Source organism: Streptomyces sp. bgisy159, assembly GCF_965341775.1.
In the GTDB taxonomy this organism is placed as follows: Bacteria; Actinomycetota; Actinomycetes; order Streptomycetales; family Streptomycetaceae; genus Streptomyces.
In genome coordinates this window covers 52,281-66,919 of the sequence record NZ_CBDQZH010000006.1, presented here as the reverse complement: position 1 = coordinate 66,919, position 14,639 = coordinate 52,281, and the positions used below count along the sequence as shown (strand labels likewise).

General features: G+C 73.8%; 16 protein-coding genes. 9 read left to right on the top strand and 7 right to left on the bottom strand.

Features of this window, described 5'->3' with window-relative positions; translation table 11 throughout:
- Positions 1 to 11: 11 nt before the first annotated feature.
- Positions 12 to 1,460 carry a PP2C family protein-serine/threonine phosphatase gene (locus tag ACSLTV_RS08555; RefSeq protein WP_435611924.1) on the bottom strand — a complete coding sequence of 483 codons (1,449 nt, stop codon included), beginning with the start codon at positions 1,458 to 1,460 and terminating at the stop codon, positions 12 to 14.
- Between the two features lie 301 nt (positions 1,461 to 1,761).
- Positions 1,762 to 2,793, bottom strand: a complete 1,032-nt coding sequence (locus ACSLTV_RS08550) for a Gfo/Idh/MocA family protein (RefSeq protein ID WP_432157376.1) — start codon at positions 2,791 to 2,793, stop codon at positions 1,762 to 1,764.
- A 146-nt stretch (positions 2,794 to 2,939) separates the two neighbouring features.
- Between ACSLTV_RS08550 and ACSLTV_RS08545 the strand changes: the two genes are divergently transcribed.
- The gene (locus ACSLTV_RS08545; RefSeq protein ID WP_432138036.1) at positions 2,940 to 3,713 is read left to right on the top strand and encodes an alpha/beta fold hydrolase; all 774 of its coding nucleotides are present in this window, start codon (positions 2,940 to 2,942) and stop codon (positions 3,711 to 3,713) included.
- 16 nt (positions 3,714 to 3,729) lie between these two features.
- Here the strand turns inward: ACSLTV_RS08545 and ACSLTV_RS08540 are convergent, their stop codons facing one another.
- Positions 3,730 to 5,364 carry an alpha/beta fold hydrolase gene (locus ACSLTV_RS08540; RefSeq protein WP_435611923.1) on the bottom strand — a complete coding sequence of 545 codons (1,635 nt, stop codon included), beginning with the start codon at positions 5,362 to 5,364 and terminating at the stop codon, positions 3,730 to 3,732.
- 197 nt (positions 5,365 to 5,561) lie between these two features.
- Between ACSLTV_RS08540 and ACSLTV_RS08535 the strand changes: the two genes are divergently transcribed.
- Complete coding sequence (locus ACSLTV_RS08535) at positions 5,562 to 6,338, top strand: GNAT family N-acetyltransferase (protein ID WP_432138038.1); 777 nt, start codon at positions 5,562 to 5,564, stop codon at positions 6,336 to 6,338.
- Positions 6,339 to 6,419: 81 nt separating this feature from the next.
- Here the strand turns inward: ACSLTV_RS08535 and ACSLTV_RS08530 are convergent, their stop codons facing one another.
- Positions 6,420 to 6,860: an SPW repeat protein gene (locus ACSLTV_RS08530; RefSeq protein WP_432138039.1), complete on the bottom strand. Its 441-nt coding sequence runs from the start codon at positions 6,858 to 6,860 to the stop codon at positions 6,420 to 6,422.
- A gap of 144 nt (positions 6,861 to 7,004) precedes the next feature.
- Positions 7,005 to 7,700: a type 1 glutamine amidotransferase domain-containing protein gene (locus ACSLTV_RS08525; RefSeq protein ID WP_435611922.1), complete on the bottom strand. Its 696-nt coding sequence runs from the start codon at positions 7,698 to 7,700 to the stop codon at positions 7,005 to 7,007.
- A gap of 96 nt (positions 7,701 to 7,796) precedes the next feature.
- Between ACSLTV_RS08525 and ACSLTV_RS08520 the strand changes: the two genes are divergently transcribed.
- From ACSLTV_RS08520 to ACSLTV_RS08500, 5 genes are all read left to right on the top strand, one after another.
- Positions 7,797 to 8,708: a LysR family transcriptional regulator gene (locus ACSLTV_RS08520; protein WP_435611921.1), complete on the top strand. Its 912-nt coding sequence runs from the start codon at positions 7,797 to 7,799 to the stop codon at positions 8,706 to 8,708.
- Between the two features lie 103 nt (positions 8,709 to 8,811).
- Positions 8,812 to 8,979, top strand: coding sequence for a hypothetical protein (locus tag ACSLTV_RS08515; protein ID WP_432138042.1), 168 nt, complete (start codon positions 8,812 to 8,814; stop codon positions 8,977 to 8,979).
- 401 nt (positions 8,980 to 9,380) lie between these two features.
- The gene (locus ACSLTV_RS08510; RefSeq protein ID WP_432138043.1) at positions 9,381 to 9,545 is read left to right on the top strand and encodes a hypothetical protein; all 165 of its coding nucleotides are present in this window, start codon (positions 9,381 to 9,383) and stop codon (positions 9,543 to 9,545) included.
- Positions 9,542 to 10,114 (top strand): sigma-70 family RNA polymerase sigma factor, encoded by a 573-nt coding sequence (locus ACSLTV_RS08505; protein WP_432138044.1) that lies wholly within the window; start codon positions 9,542 to 9,544, stop codon positions 10,112 to 10,114. The genes ACSLTV_RS08510 and ACSLTV_RS08505 overlap by 4 nt, the downstream gene beginning before the upstream one ends.
- Positions 10,111 to 10,977, top strand: a complete 867-nt coding sequence (locus tag ACSLTV_RS08500; protein WP_432157378.1) for a hypothetical protein — start codon at positions 10,111 to 10,113, stop codon at positions 10,975 to 10,977. The genes ACSLTV_RS08505 and ACSLTV_RS08500 overlap by 4 nt, the downstream gene beginning before the upstream one ends.
- A gap of 178 nt (positions 10,978 to 11,155) precedes the next feature.
- Here the strand turns inward: ACSLTV_RS08500 and sph are convergent, their stop codons facing one another.
- A complete protein-coding gene (sph, locus tag ACSLTV_RS08495) occupies positions 11,156 to 12,181 on the bottom strand; it encodes a sphingomyelin phosphodiesterase (RefSeq protein WP_432138046.1) in 1,026 nt (341 codons plus the stop codon).
- 420 nt (positions 12,182 to 12,601) lie between these two features.
- On the opposite strand from sph, the gene ACSLTV_RS08490 reads away from it, so the two are divergent.
- Together ACSLTV_RS08490 and ACSLTV_RS08485 are read left to right on the top strand one after the other, a co-directional pair.
- A complete protein-coding gene (locus ACSLTV_RS08490) occupies positions 12,602 to 12,985 on the top strand; it encodes a VOC family protein (RefSeq protein WP_432138047.1) in 384 nt (127 codons plus the stop codon).
- A 66-nt stretch (positions 12,986 to 13,051) separates the two neighbouring features.
- Entirely contained in the window at positions 13,052 to 14,131 is a 1,080-nt protein-coding gene (locus ACSLTV_RS08485; protein ID WP_432157379.1) for an adenosine deaminase, read from the top strand.
- Here the strand turns inward: ACSLTV_RS08485 and ACSLTV_RS08480 are convergent.
- Positions 14,113 to 14,628, bottom strand: a complete 516-nt coding sequence (locus tag ACSLTV_RS08480; protein WP_432138049.1) for a mycothiol transferase — start codon at positions 14,626 to 14,628, stop codon at positions 14,113 to 14,115. The genes ACSLTV_RS08485 and ACSLTV_RS08480 overlap by 19 nt on opposite strands.
- Positions 14,629 to 14,639 lie beyond the last annotated feature (11 nt).

Sequence of the window (14,639 nt, the reverse complement as noted above, 5' to 3'; positions counted from 1 at the left end):
GGCGGGGAGGGTCAGGACGTCACCCGTGCGACGAGCACGCAGGCGTCGTCCTGGCGCTCGGCCGCGCCGAACTCCTTCACCACCAGGCGCACGCAGTCCGCGGCGTCGCGCGCCTCGTCGAGGCGCGCGGCCAGCGCGAGGAGGCGGCCCGTTCCGGCCGCGCCCGCGTCGCCGGCCCGGCCCGGGTCACCGGTCACCAGCCCGTCGGTGTGCAGCAGCAGCAGGTCGCCCTCGCGCAGGATCTCCTCGGCGTGGCCGTAGGAGCCACCGGGGGCGGCGCCCAGCAGCGCTCCCCGCGGCGTGTCCAGCCGGCGTCCCGTCCCGTCCCGGAACAGCAGCGGGGCGGGGTGTCCGGCCTGAGCCCATGTCAGGGTGCGCTTCCCGGGGCGGTACTGACAGCACAGGGCGCTGGCGAGGGCCGGCCGGCCGGTGGCCTCCAGCATCTGGTTGAGCAGTGTCATCAGCGGGCCGGGCCGGGTGCCGGCCATCGCCATGCCGCGCAGCGCGCCCAGCAGCATGGCCATGGACGAGGTGACGGTGGGGCCGTGTCCGGTGAGGTCTCCGACGCTCAACAGCGTCGCCCCGCCGGGCAGTTCCAGCGCGTCGTACCAGTCGCCGCCGATCATCGAGCCGCTCGCGGCGGGCAGATAGCGGCCGGCGACGTCGAGTGGCCCGGGCTCGCCGTGCGGGAGCCGCAGGGCACCGCGCCACGGGGGCAGCACGGCTTCCTGCGCCTCCACCGCGACCCGGTGCTCGGTCTGCGCGCGGTCGTGGTGGCGCTGGAGCGAGTCGAGGGTCTCGCTGACCGTCCGCTCGCTGCGCCGCAGGGCGCTCACGTCCCGCAGCACCGCCCACATGGCGGCGGTGCCGCCGTCCGCGTCGAGTACGGGTTCGCCCATCATGTGCACGGTGCGGACCTCGCCGTCGGGACGCGCCACCCGGAACTCCCCGTCGATGGGGCGGCCGTCGACGAGACAGCCGGTGACCATCGCCGTCAGCTTCGGCCGGTCCTCCTCCGGTACGACGGAGGGCAGTTCGTCCAGGGTGAGCGGAGGTGCGGCCGGGTCTCGGCCCAGGATCCGGTAGAGCTCGGCGGACCACACGGCCTCGTCGGTCAGCAGGTTCCACTCCGCGCTGCCGACCCGGCTGAGCAGGGAGCCGCGCCAGGGGCCGGCCGCCGCGGCGGCGCGGGGGAGCGCGGCGCCGTCGGCGGCCGGCGGGGTCGGCGGCCCCTCCCGCAACTGCGCCAAGTGGGCGTCCAGGTCGTCGAGCTGATGGAGCGCCAGGTCGCACAGGGCGCGCTGCCAGCGGTCCCCGGGGTCCGACCCGTCGCCGCCGGCGTCCCGTCGCACGGCGTCCACGTCGCCCTTGAGTCGCCGCGTCTGCGATATCAGCGCGTCGACCGAGCCGCCGCCGGGCGGCTGGGCGGCTGGGCGGTCCGCGGACAAGTGGGACGGCATGACGCACTCCGGTGTGAGGGGTTCCCCCGGCTCGACCAGGGTCGAGGGCGGGAAGGTGCGGCGGGGCGGACGGAAGGGCCGTTACGACTGTTGCACAGCCCGCGACGCCGTGTAAGGGATTCGGCCACACACGATACGGTGATGCGTCGGGCATATGCCAGAGTCTTCGCGGACCGTCCCCACCCCGCCTCCCGCGTACCCCGGGGCCCGGCCAAGTCGTAGGAGACGTACGTGACTTGAGGGGCGCGTGAGGGGCGCACCCCGGCGGCCCGGTCTGGCGTTCGGAGAGCGAACGAGTCCGCTACCGCACCGCGGCGCCGGGCGTGTAGAGCGCCGGACGCGGCGCGAGGGAGACCGCCGCGCGGGTGCCCCCGGTCAGGGAGCGCACCCCGGCCTCGGCGACCACCGAGGCGGCGTAGCCGTCCCAGGCGGTGGGACCGGTCACGCGGCCCCGCCGGGCGGCGTCGACCCACGCCCGCACCTCACGGTCGTAGGCGTCCCGGAACCGCACCAGGTAGTCCCGCGGCACCTCCCGCCCGGCGAGGCCGCCCGTGCTCACCAGCGGCCCCGGCTCCTCGCCGACGCGGACGCCGCCCGCCTCGCACACCGCCTCGCACCGCACCTCGTAGCCGAAGCCGCAGTTGACGAAGACCTCGACGTCGACGAGGGCGCCCCCGTCGGTCTCCAGCAGCACGAACTGCGGGTCGTGCAGCCCCGCCGGCGCGCCGGAGGAGGCGCGGGGCCGTACCACGGTCACCGCGGTCACCTCCTGCCCGAGCAGCCAGCGGGCCGCGTCGATCTCGTGCGACAGCGAGCTCTCGATCAGCATGGCGCTGGTGAAGCCGGGCGGCGAGGAGACGTTGCGGTGGACGCAGTGCAGCATCAGCGGCCGGCCCAGCCGCCCCTCGTCCAGCACCCGCTTGAGGCCCTGGTACTCGCTGTCGTAGCGCCGCATGAACCCGATCTGCGCGAGCCGCCGCCCCAGCCGCGCCTCCGCCTCCACCACGCGCAGCGCCCCGGCGGAGTCCGGGACCATGGGCTTCTCGCACAGCACCGGCAGGCCGCGGGCGAAGGCCGCCAGCAGCGCCTCCTCGTGCGCCTGGCCGGGGGAGGCGATCAGCACCGCCTCGACGCCGGGCGCGTCCAGCGCGGCCTCGGTCTCCGTGTGCACGGTGACGCCGTCGATACCGGCGACGGCCTCCGCGGCCCGGTCGGCGTCCGGGTCGGCCACCGCGGCCACCCTGGCGCCGCTCACCACCCGGTCGATACGTCGTATGTGGTCGGCCCCCATGTGGCCGGCCCCCAGCACCGCGACACCCAGCAGCTTCGACACGATCCGTCGGCTCCTCTCCCTGGACGGCCCCCAGCGTTTCACGGCCGGCCGGGACCCGCGGAACGCTGGCCGAGGCCCCCCGCGGCCGGTTACCGTACGCGTCAGTAACCTCAGTGACCGGCAGCAGCACACCGCAGGAGGCCCCCATGCCGCAGCTCGACGTCGCCGGAGCGACACTGGCGTACGACGACGAGGGCCCGCGCGACGGCGGCGGGCTGCCCCTGGTCCTGGTGCACGGCTGGACGGCGAACCGGCACCGCTGGGACCACCAGCTCGCCCACTTCGCCGAACGGCGCCGCGTGGTGCGGCTGGACCTGCGCGGTCACGGCGAGAGCACCGGGGCCGGGGTGCGCACCGTCGACGAGCTGGCCCGGGACGTCCTCGCCCTCCTCGACCACCTCAAGATCGAGCGGTTCGTGATCGTCGGCCACTCGATGGGCGGGATGATCGCGCAGACCATCGCCCTCGCCCACCCGGAACGGGTCGACCGCATGGTGCTGGTCAACTCCATCGGGCGGATGGCCTACAGCCGGCCCCGCGCCCTGCTGATGGCCGCCTCCACCCTCGCCCCCTTCAAGCTGTTCGTCGCCGCCAACATCCAGCGGGCCTTCGCCCCCGGCTACCCCCGCGCGGAGATCCGGCGGTACGTCAAGGAGTCCGCCGGCACCCCGCGCGAGGTGGTCATGACCCTCTACGGCGCCATGCGCGCCTTCGACGTCCTGGACCGGGCCGGCGAGATCACCGCACCCACCCTGATGATCCACGGCTACCACGACATCCAGCTGCCGCCGCAGCAGATGCTCAGGATGGCCAAGGCCTACCCGGACGCCACGGTCCGCGTCCTCGACGCCGGTCATGAGCTGCCCGTCGAGAAGCCGGCCGAGCTGACGGCCGCCCTCGACGCTTTCATCACCGGCTGAGGCCGGCGGCGCCCGGTCACTCCTGAGGGTCGGCCCCGCAGGAGCTGCCGTCCGGCGGCAGCGACCCGTAGAGCAGGAAGTCGTCCACCTTGCGGTGCACGCACCGGGACGTCCCGTAACCGGTGTGCCCCTCGCCCTTGTTGTCCAGCACGACGGCCGACGACCCGAGCCGTTCGGCCGTCTCCACGGTCCAGCGGTACGGCGTGGCCGGATCGCCCCGGGTGCCGACCAGCAGCATCTTCGGGGTGTCGACGTCCTTGACCGCCTGCCGGACGAAGTCGGTGCCCGGGGGGCGGCCGTAGCACATCAGCACCTGGGCGAGGCGGTAGCGCCCGAACACCGGGGACGCCGCCTCGTACCGGGCGCGCAGCCGGCGCAGGTCCGCCGCGATCCGCTCGGCGCCGGGCCGGTCCGGGTCGTCCGCGCAGTTGATCGCCATCAGCGCCGCCGGGAGGTTGTCCACGGGGACGTCCTCCGGGTCGACCAGCGCGCCCGGCGTCTGTGTTGCGCCGTCCCCGGGCTCGGGATCCTCCTCGTCCGGCGCGGCCCGGTTCGCGAGGGGGGCCGTGACGCCGCCCGTCGCGAAGTCCAGCACCCCGCTGGTGTCGCCCTCCTCCACCAGCCGGGCCAGGGCCCGCTGCAGGGACGGCCACCACTGCCTGCTGTAGAGCCCCTGCCCGAGTGCGGCGACCAGGTCCTGACCGGTGAACGGCTCTCCGAAGCCGGTCGGCACGGGATCCTCGTCCAGCGACCGCACCAGCCGTACGACGGCCTCGCGGGCGGAGCGCGGATCCGTCCCGAACGGGCAGGCGATGTCCTCGGTGCACCAGGTGACGAAGTCGTCCAGGGCCCTCTGCTGTCCCGCCGCGCCCGCGAGGCCCTGCTCGGCCAGCGGTTCGGTCAGGGTGTCCACGCCGTCCAGCGCCAGCCGGCCCACCCGCTCGGGGAACTGGGCCGCGTACACCGCGCCGAGTCGGGTGCCGTAGGAGAAGCCGAGGTAGTTCAGCTTCTCGTCGCCGAGGGCCGCGCGGATCACGTCGAGGTCGCGGGCGGCGTGCACGGTGCCGATGTACGGCAGCACCGGCCCCGAGTGCTCCGCGCACGCGGCGGCAGCCTTCTTGAGCCGCTCAAGCACGGCACGCGGGTCGGAGAGGTCCACGGCGGCGTCGTCGAGGGTGGCAAGGCCCTCCTCCTCTCCCTCGCCGCAGCTGACGGGTGAGGAGCGGCCGACGCCGCGCGGGTCGAAGGACACCACGTCGTAGTGGTCGGTGAGTTCCATGAACTCCTTGCCGCCGTAGGCGAGCCCGGGCACCCCGGCACCGCCGGGGCCGCCGAAGTTCAGCACCACCGAGCCCCGCTTCTCGCCGGTGGCGCGGTAGCGGGCCAGCGCCAGGTCCAGGGTGCCGGACTCCGGGTGGGCGTGGTCGAGGGGAACGGTCACCCTCGCGCACTGCAGGTCGTCGGGCGTCTCCAGTCCCACGCACCGGGACCAGGCGATCTTCTGGTCGTAGAAGCGGGCGAGCCCGGACGGGCGGTCGCCGTCCCGGCCGGAGAAGGCCGCGGGCAGTCCGGCGCCGAGCAGGGTCAGCGCGGCGGCCGCGGCACACGCGCAGCGCAGGGGTGCGGTGCGCGTCGACAGCATGGCCAGCATCAGTGCCTCCCAGGGCGCCCCGCCGTCGCTCGGGAACCGGCGCCCCGGAACACGATAGGCGGCCCGCGGCCCGTCCGCCTCCGGGCGTGCGGGGGCGCCGGCGGCCCCGTACCCTGCGGGTTCGCGGCGGCCGGGCACCATGGCGGCGGGGGCGAATTCCTTTGAGGGAACGGGGCGCGGGTGGTGAGGTGTCCCCCATGGACCATGCCGCTGTGCTCGCCCGCTACGACCGGGACATGCGCGAGGAAGCCCACCCCGACGGCCCCGGCGCCCGCGTCGAACGGACCGGGGGCGTAGTTCGCCAGACCGCCCCCGGCGGCGGATGGAACGGCGTCCTGTGGTCGGGACTCGACGAGACGGACGCCGACGCCGCCATCGCCGCGCAGATCGCGTACTTCGGGGGGCTCGGCCGGGAGTTCGAGTGGAAGGTGTACGGCCACGACCGGCCGGCCGACCTCGGCCGGCGGCTGACGGCGGCCGGCTTCGCAGCCGAGCCCGAGGAGACGCTGATGATCGGCGAGACCGCGATGCTCCCCCTCGACACCGAGCCGCCCGAGGGGGTACGGATCGTCCCCGTGACCGACCGGGCCGGGGTGGACCTCATGGTCGAGACGCACGAGAGGGTCTTCGGCAGGGACGGGTCCCGGCTGCGGGAACAGCTCCTGAACCGGCTCGCCGGCGCCCCGCGGACCCTGGTCGCCCTGGTCGCCCTCGCCGGGGACGCCCCGGTCAGCTCAGCGCGGATGGAACTGGTGCCCGGCGCCCGGTTCGCCGGCCTGTGGGGCGGCGGTACCGTCCCGGGCTGGCGTGGCCGGGGCGTCTACCGGGCGCTCGTCGCGCACCGCGCCCGGATCGCCGCCCAGCGCGGCTACCCCTACCTCCAGGTCGACGCCTCCGACCGGAGCCGGCCCGTCCTCGGACGCCTCGGCTTCGCGGCGCTGAGCACGACGACGCCGTACGTCCACCGCCCCTAGTGCCGAGCGGGACGTGGACGGCCGGCCCGCGGGGGAGCGGGCCGGCCGGGGTGGAGAACGGTGCCGCGAGGGGGCGTGCGGTTACGGCTGGGCAGTGGTCTTCGCCGCCGTGCCGGCGCACATCAGCCCCAGGACCACCGCCAGGGCGCCGATGATGATGTTGTTCAGCGCGACGCCGGTGTCCGGGCTGTCGCCCACGACCCACGGAGCGATGATCATCCACACGCCGACCGCGCACATGGCCCAGCTCAGCCCGTACATGCGCTCGGGGGCGCGGGTGAAGCCGAGGGCCAGCAGGGCGATGGCGATGCCGACGACGAGGTTGTGGGTCACCAGCGGGGGCTGGCTGGTCGTGTAGTGGAGGATCCACGGGGACACGGCGCAGTACAGACCGAGCAGGAACACCGGTCCGTCCACGAGTGCCACGTCGCGGCCGCCGAGCATGCGGGCGTACCGTTCCCGCATTTCGTAGGTGTCGGGGTGAGTGGACATGTCACCCCGGGTGCGCGAGACGTCGGCCATGACTCGTCTCCTTCGACTGGCAGGCCACCGCCGCCTGCAGTGACGTACGGCAAATGCCGTGCATGTCTTATTTTGCTCTTATTTCCCTTTTATGTGTAGAGGTCGGGCGTGTGCGGCTCGGCAGATCCGCACACGCAAACCCGTTCAGCCGAGCCGCTGCAGCAACCCGTCCGCCACCGCGGCCGACGAAGCCGGGTTCTGCCCGGTGATCAGGGTGCGGTCGACGACCACGTGCGGGGCCCACTCCGGGCCGACCCGCACCTCGACGCCCGCCTCGGTCAGCCGGTCCTCCAGCAGCCACTTCGCCCGCGGGGCCAGACCGCCCTGGATCTCCTCGGCGTTGCTGAACGCCGTCACCCGGTACCCCGCGAACGCGTTGGAGCCGTCCTGCGCCACCGCCGCGAGCAGGGCGGCCGGGCCATGGCAGACCACACCCAGCGGCACGCCGGAGTCCAGCGCGGCCGTCAGCAGCCGGCCCGAGTCGGCGTCGACGGCCAGGTCCTCCATGGGGCCGTGCCCGCCCGGGTAGAAGACGGCCGCGTAGTCGGCGAGGTCCACGGCCGACAGGGGCAGCGGGTGCTTCAGCTCGGTCATCGAGGCCAGCTCGCGGGCCACCCGGTCCGCCCCCTCCGCCCCGCCGTTGACCTCGGGGGCCAGGCTCGCCCGGTCCACGACGGGCACGACCCCGCCCGGGGTGGCCACGACGACCTCGTGACCGGCGTCCTTGAACGCCCGGTAGGGGGTGACCGCCTCCTCCGCCCAGAAGCCGGTGGGGTGCTCGGTGCCGTCGTCCAGCGTCCAGTGGTCGGCGCCGGTCATCACGAAGAGAATCTTGCTCATGGCCCCGAGCCAACCACGCACAACCCACGGAAAACCAATGGAAACCCCGATGCCCGGCATAGGGAAACCTATGGCCGCAGGGGCGATACTGGGCGTGTGGACGGACCCGCGAACATCGATCTGAACCTGCTGCGCACCTTCCTCGCGGTCCACCGCTCCGGCTCCTTCACCGGAGCCTCACGGCTGCTGGGGCTGTCGCAGCCGACGGTCACCACCCAGATGCGCGCGCTGGAGCGGCAGACCGGCCGCGAGCTGTTCCAGCGGCTCCCGCGCGGCGTCGCCCCCACGGCCGTCGCCGACGAACTCGCCGCGCGCGTGGCCGGGCCCCTGGACGACCTCGCGGCGGTGGCGGGCCCCGGGCCGGCCCCGGACGGCCGGCCCGCCGACCCCGTCCACCTGGCCGGCCCCGCCGAACTGCTGGCCGTCCGGGTCCTGCCCGCCCTGGCCCCGCTGGCCGCCGAAGGGGTACGGCTGCGGGTGGCCACCGGCCTGACCGACCCCCTCCTGGAGGAACTGCGGGCAGGGCGCCACGACCTGGTCATCGCCACGACCCGGCCGCGCGGCCGGACGCTGTCGGCCACCGCGCTGATGGACGAGGAGTTCGTGCTGGTCGCCGCCCCCGTGTGGGCCGAGAGGATCAGCGGGAGGCCGGCAGCGCAGGGACCCACTGCGCTCCACGGGGTGCCGCTGGTCAGCTACGCGGAGGACCTGCCCATCGCCCGGCGCTACTGGCGGCACGTCTTCGGCCGGCGGTTGACCCTTCCGGCCGCCGTGACCGTCCCCGACCTGCGCGCGGTGCGCTCGGCGCTCGTCGCCGGCGCGGGGTTCAGCGTTCTCCCGCGCTATCTCTGCCACGCCGAGCTCGCCTCGGGCGCGCTCGTCGCGCTGCACGAGCCGGAGGACCCGCCGATCAACACCGGGTTCCTCGTCCAGCGCCCCGGCGCCGCCGACAACCCGGACGTCCCCCGGGTGCGCGCCGCGCTGCTGCGCGCCGCACGCGCCTGGTAGTGAGCTTCCGTCGACCGACATGTCCGTGCCGATCCCGGGCACGCGAAAGGAGAGGGCCGCCGGCACGGGCCGGTGGCCGCGGACCAGGGGAGGTGGCGCCGCCATGCGCACCAAGGTGATGCGGCGGTTCCCGGCGGGGGCTCCGCGCGGCTCGTGGCCGGCCGAGGAATACGCGGCGGCCCTGCGGGCCGAGGGCAAGCCCGCGACGGTGGTGATGGACCTCAAGCAGGACGCGTTCCTCGTCGTCGTGCCGGTGCGCAGGGACAAGTGAGCCGAGGCGAGGGACCGGCAGGGGACTGCCCCGGCAGACCGTAGCCACCCGGGGCTGTCGTGCGCCCCGGGACTGCCTTGCGCGCTCGGGAGCACAGCCGCGCCCGCCCTCTCCGGAAGCATGTCCGTGCCTGCCCGGTACCGACGGACGCCGCGGATCCGGCCGGGAACGGGCGCATTCGGTCGCCCAACCGGCCGCAGAATCACGCTTGTTAGTCCACAACGGCACCGGTGTTAGTCCGGAACGACACACTCCGTAGTCCGAACCGACCAAATACACCCGGCTTTCGAACCGGGCATGCACGAAAAACCGTCGGCGGACGCCGTTGAGGCAGAAGGTGTAACCGTCGCCTTCCGGGGCTGCCGCGCCCCGACCAGCCAACGGAGAGGACCGAAGGGTCCGTGAACGACCAGTTCGTACAGCTCGCCCGGGACGGGGCGCTGGCCCTGCTCGCCCTGCGGGTCTTCGGCCCCGGCGCCGTAGCCCTCGCGCGCCGGGTCGTCGCCGCCCTGGTGCGGGTGGGCGTCCGGGAGATGGACCACCGGCTGCCGGGAGGCGACCGGTGACCCAGGAGGAATCGAGACTGAGCCCGGCCGGCCGCCCCCGGGCACCCGAGAAACTGCCTCTGGACTTCGCCGCCTTCCACCAGATGCACCGGCCCCGCTACGTCCGCGAGGCCGAACGCTGCCTGCGCTGCCGCGCCGACGCCGAGGAGGCCGTCGACGAGGCGTTCGTCCAGCTCGCCCGCGACTGGCGGCAGACCCTGCGCACCGAGAACCCCGCCGCCTACGCCTGGCGGGTGGTCAGGAATCGCATCATCGACCACGCCCGCGCCCGCGGCCGGCGCCCCACCCTGATGGACACCGCGGTCTTCGAGACGGTCACGCTGCAGGGCGCCGAGGACGCCTTCGAGGTGATCGAGCAGAATCTGCGCCTGTTCCGCGCCATATCCACCCTGCCCGAGCGCCAGCGCGACGTCATCCGGCTGCGCTACTGCGAGGGCTACAGCACCGCCGACGTGGCCTTCCACCTCGGCATCACCGAGGCGGGCGTACGCTCCACCGAGCGCTACGCCAAACGCCGGCTGAAGGAGATCTACGCATCGTGCGCCGAGGAGGAGGCGGAGCGCTCATGACCCACGACACCGTGAGCGATGTGGACACCCTGCTCGCCGGGGCCCGGCTGGTACCCACCGCCCCCTACACCCGCTCCGATATCGAGGCGGCCGAGGCCCGTATCGCCGCCCGGGTCGCCGCCCACGGCGACGAACCCTTGGCCGGCCCCGCCAACCGGCCCGCCCCGCGGGGCCTTCGGCCCGCGCAGCCCCACCCGGCGGCCCGCGACCTGCGCGCGCTGTGCGAGGCGCTGCTGCTGCGCCCCGGCGCCCTGCGCGGACTGGGCGCCTTCCTCGGCAGCTGCCTGCCCGAACCCTCCGGCGCCCGCGTCCTCGGCGCCCTGCTCCACCTGGCCGGTTGCGAGGACAGCGCCCGCTTCTGGTGGCAGTACGGCGCCGGCGGCTCCGACACCGTCTCCTCGTACTGCCTCTACCTCCACCACCGCTCCCTGGGGGAGGACCAGGAGGCCGACTGGTGGCTGCGCCACACCGACATCACCCCCGCCACCCTCAACCGCGAGGCCACCGAGGTGGAGATCGCCACCGCCCTGCACGTGCTGCGCGGGCTGCGGCGCGGCGGACGGGGGCTGCCCCGGACGCTGCGGTCGCTGGTGGAGTACGTACCGGCCGTGATCGGCTTCGTCGACGACGACCTCGAACTGCCCCTGCCGGACGGCGACCTCACCGGCCTCCTCGACCAGGTCTGCGGCCGGGGACCGGACCACGACCCCGAGCGGCGGCCCGGCACCCGCCCCGGCGACCTGCCCGAGCGCAAGGAGCCCGGCGTACACACCGTGTCGACCGCCTCCCCGCCCGCGCCCCGCCCGTGGAGCCGTGACGTCCAGGAGGCGCTGCGCAAGTGCGAGGAGACGATGGCCTGTTGAGAGTCGTCGCGGTGGGCGTGGGTGAGACTGCGCGGTGCGTACGAAGCGGCCACCGCACCGACGACCTGGCGGCCGACGCCCTTCCCCCGACCATCGACGCCCTTACCCCGACCGCTGAGGCCCTACGCCCGACCGCTGACGAACCGCGCCGGCTCGACGAAGTGCCCGAGCGGGTGGGTCAACCCGCCAGACCTGCCACCGGGTAGTGGTCGGAGAGGTTGGTGTAGGTGTAGTCCGTGCCCCAACTGGACACCGTCCAGGGCGCCGACTCCTCCCGCACGACGTCGTTCTTCCACACGGCCGGCCGTATGTGCCCCGCGCGGTGCAGGACATGGTCCAGGTCCTCGCGCGGGTCGTCCGGGTACCGGTACCGGGCGACGGAGTTCTCGGCGGTGTCGAAGGAGTACGGGTGCCCGGTGCGCGTGTCGGCCCCCACCAGCCCGGCCGCGGCCAGCATCGAGGCGTACTCGGGCGAGCGGGAGTCGACGTTGAGATCGCCGGCGACCAGCACCTGCTCGTCCGACGGGATGTCCTTGGCGTCCAGGAAGGCGTCGATCGCCGCGAACTGCCGGCCGCGCGTCGCCGCCGCCTCCCCGGCGGCGCACCCGGGGTCGGTGGACTGCGCGTGTGTGCCGACGACGTGCACCCGGCTGCCGTTCACGTCCAGCACCACGTACGCGAAGCCCTTGTTGGACCACCAGTCGGCGCCGCAGGCATCCTTGTAGACGTACTGTTCCCTGTGCAGGACGGGCCACTTGCTGAGTACGGTCACACCGCCGTCCTCCGGTGTCAGCGCGGAGTACGCCCCGCCGGTGGCGTCCCAGCCGTCCCTGCTGCGTCCCACCACGGGCGTCTGGTACGGGTACTCCCCGGCGGCCGCGCGCTTCAGCGCGTCCGAGGAGGAGTTGTCGAACGCCTCCTGCAGTACCACCACGTCGTTCCCGTGGAAGAAGGGCGCCTTCGGGATCTGCGCCGCCCGGTGGTCCTGCCCCCAGTTGGGGTACAGGCTCTTGCTCATCAGGAACACGTTGTACGTCAGCACCCGTACCGGTACGACCGGTTCGGCGGCCTCAGCGGGTGCCGCACCGGTGAACGGCACGGCGGACAGAGTGAGGGCCAGCACGACGGTGCCCCGGGTGCGGCGCGGTGCGGTGAGCGTCACCGGATCTCCCTGAGGGTGAGGAGGACTGAGCGGCGCAGACATCAAAGCACCGGTAATTACTGACAGGTAACCCCCGCGTCGCGGTGGACGATCCGCCTCGTGAACAACGCCCGCCCTTGCGTCCCGCCGGCCGACTCGGCCCGGTCGGCAACCACTGCTGTGTGCCGTCCCGCCGGAACGGCAACGGGGCCGGCCGGGGCGGCCCGCGGCCCCCGGGCGTGGCGGCCCCCCGGCCGACGTCCCGTTCCCGGCGGCCCGGCCGCCCCTGCACGCGGCCTCGTTCCGGCAGGTTGCCTCCACGCCGGTCTCCCCGCCCGCTGCCGTAGCCCCCGCCCGACCGCGCGCCTCGCCCCCGCCGTCGACCTCGTCCTTCCTCCGTCCCGGGCCTCCCCGAGGAGACTGGCGTATCGCACGTTTTACGTATAACCTCTTCTGCTGATCAGCCCTCCCGGAAAGGCCCCGATGAGACGCGTCGCCCTGGTCACCCTCGTCGTCGACGACTACGACGAGGCGATCCGCTTCTACACCGAAGCCCTCGGGTTCCGGCTCGTCGAGGACGCCCCGCGTCCGGACGGCTCGCGCTGGGTCGTCGTCGCGGCCGACGACGGCAGCGCCCTGCTGCTGGCCCGCGCCAAGGGCGGGACGCAGCGGGCCCGGATCGGCGACCAGACCGGCGGGCGTGTCGGCTTCTTCCTGCACACCGACGACTTCGCCCGCGACCATGGCCGGATGCTGGCCGCCGGCGTCACCTTCCTGGAGGAGCCGCGCCACGAGCCCTACGGCTCGGTGGCCGTCTTCCAGGACCTCTACGGCAACCGCTGGGACCTGCTCCAGCCCGCCGGCTGACCCCTTTCCCGTCACCCCGTCCCTCCCCCGCTCGCCCGGACCGCCCCGCTCAAGGAAAGACCCGCCATGACTGCTACGCGCGTAGACGCCGACCTGATCCGACGCCTCCCCAAGGCCGTCCTGCACGACCACCTCGACGGCGGCCTGCGCCCGGCCACCGTGGTCGAACTGGCCGAGGCGGTCGGGCACACCCTGCCCACCACCGACCCCGACGAACTGGCCGCCTGGTACTTCGAGGCCGCCAACTCCGGCGACCTGGTCCGCTACATCGCCACCTTCGAGCACACCCTCGCCGTGATGCAGACCCGCGAGGGCCTGCTGCGCACCGCCGAGGAGTACGTCCTCGACCTCGCGGCCGACGGCGTGGTCTACGGCGAGGTCCGCTACGCGCCCGAGCTGAACACCGCCGGCGGCCTGAGCCTCGCCGAGGTCGTGGAGACCGTGCAGGAGGGCCTCGCCGCCGGCATGGCGAAGGCGGCCGCCGCCGGGACCCCGGTCCGGGTCGGCACCCTGCTGTGCGGCATGCGCATGTTCGACCGGGTGCGCGAGGCCGCCGACCTGGCCGTGGCCTTCCGTGACGCCGGTGTCGTGGGCTTCGACATCGCCGGCGCCGAGGCCGGCTTCCCGGCCGCCGACCACCTGGAGGCCTTCCAGTACCTGCGCCGCGAGAACGTGCCGTTCACCATCCACGCCGGTGAGGCCGACGGCCTGTCCAGCATCCACCAGGCCCTGCAGATCTGCGGAGCCCAGCGCATCGGTCACGGCGTCCGCATCACCGACGACATCCCCGACCTCGCGGCCGGCAAGCTCGGCCGGCTCGCCGGCTGGGTCCGCGACCGCCGGATCGCCCTGGAGATGTGCCCCACCTCCAACCTCCAGACCGGCGCCGCCACCTCCATAGCCGAACACCCGATCACCGCGCTGAAGGACCTCGGCTTCCGTGTCACCCTCAACACCGACAACCGTCTGGTGTCGGGCACGACGATGACCCGGGAGATGTCCCTGCTGGTCGAGGAGGCCGGCTGGGGCGTGGAGGACCTGCGCACCGTCACGGTGAACGCGCTCAAGAGCGCCTTCGTGCCGTTCGACGAGCGCAAGGCCCTCATCGAGGACGTCGTGCTGCCGGGCTACGCCGCCGCGCTCTGAAGCAGCCCGCGCACGTAGGCCGCCTGTCCGACGTGCTGCAGATCGTCGGACAGGACGCTCACCAGCCGCACACCGAGGGTGACCGGCGGATCCCAGCGCTCGTCCACGACGCGTTCGAGGTCCGCGGCGGTCACCGCGCGCAGCTGTCGCAGCGTGTGCTCCTGGACGGCGTCGTGGTAGCCGGTGAGCAGGTCGGGGGAGTCGACGCGCACCTTGGCCACCTTCGCCGCGCTGTGCCCGTAGCCGGTGTCCCGGCGCGGCAGGCCGAGCCCGAACCGCTTCTCCCAGTCCTCCGTCAGCCAGACCTGGTCCAGCCCGAAGGCGTCGGCGATGTGGTCGTCCTGCACCCGGGTGAGATGCCAGATCAGCCAGGCGATGGAATTGGTCTCGGTGGTGGGCCGGGCGTTGAGGTCCTCGGCGTCGAGACCCTCGACGGCCGCGTGGACCTCTTCCCGGACGCGGCCGTAGCCGTCGATGAGGATGTCCTTCGCATGCATGCGTCCACCAT

Bases quoted from the DNA above. Each gene is read 5' to 3' on its own strand.
- ACSLTV_RS08555 (WP_435611924.1), bottom strand. From the start codon at position 1,460: ATGCCGTCCCACTTGTCCGCGGACCGCCCAGCCGCCCAGCCGCCCGGC.
- ACSLTV_RS08545 (WP_432138036.1), top strand. From the start codon at position 2,940: ATGCCGCAGCTCGACGTCGCCGGAGCGACACTGGCGTACGACGACGAG.
- ACSLTV_RS08540 (WP_435611923.1), bottom strand. From the start codon at position 5,364: ATGCTGGCCATGCTGTCGACGCGCACCGCACCCCTGCGCTGCGCGTGT.
- ACSLTV_RS08535 (WP_432138038.1), top strand. From the start codon at position 5,562: ATGGACCATGCCGCTGTGCTCGCCCGCTACGACCGGGACATGCGCGAG.
- ACSLTV_RS08530 (WP_432138039.1), bottom strand. From the start codon at position 6,860: ATGGCCGACGTCTCGCGCACCCGGGGTGACATGTCCACTCACCCCGAC.
- ACSLTV_RS08525 (WP_435611922.1), bottom strand. From the start codon at position 7,700: ATGAGCAAGATTCTCTTCGTGATGACCGGCGCCGACCACTGGACGCTG.
- ACSLTV_RS08515 (WP_432138042.1), top strand. From the start codon at position 8,812: ATGCGCACCAAGGTGATGCGGCGGTTCCCGGCGGGGGCTCCGCGCGGC.
- ACSLTV_RS08500 (WP_432157378.1), top strand. From the start codon at position 10,111: ATGACCCACGACACCGTGAGCGATGTGGACACCCTGCTCGCCGGGGCC.
- sph (WP_432138046.1), bottom strand. From the start codon at position 12,181: ATGTCTGCGCCGCTCAGTCCTCCTCACCCTCAGGGAGATCCGGTGACG.
- ACSLTV_RS08490 (WP_432138047.1), top strand. From the start codon at position 12,602: ATGAGACGCGTCGCCCTGGTCACCCTCGTCGTCGACGACTACGACGAG.
- ACSLTV_RS08485 (WP_432157379.1), top strand. From the start codon at position 13,052: ATGACTGCTACGCGCGTAGACGCCGACCTGATCCGACGCCTCCCCAAG.
- ACSLTV_RS08480 (WP_432138049.1), bottom strand. From the start codon at position 14,628: ATGCATGCGAAGGACATCCTCATCGACGGCTACGGCCGCGTCCGGGAA.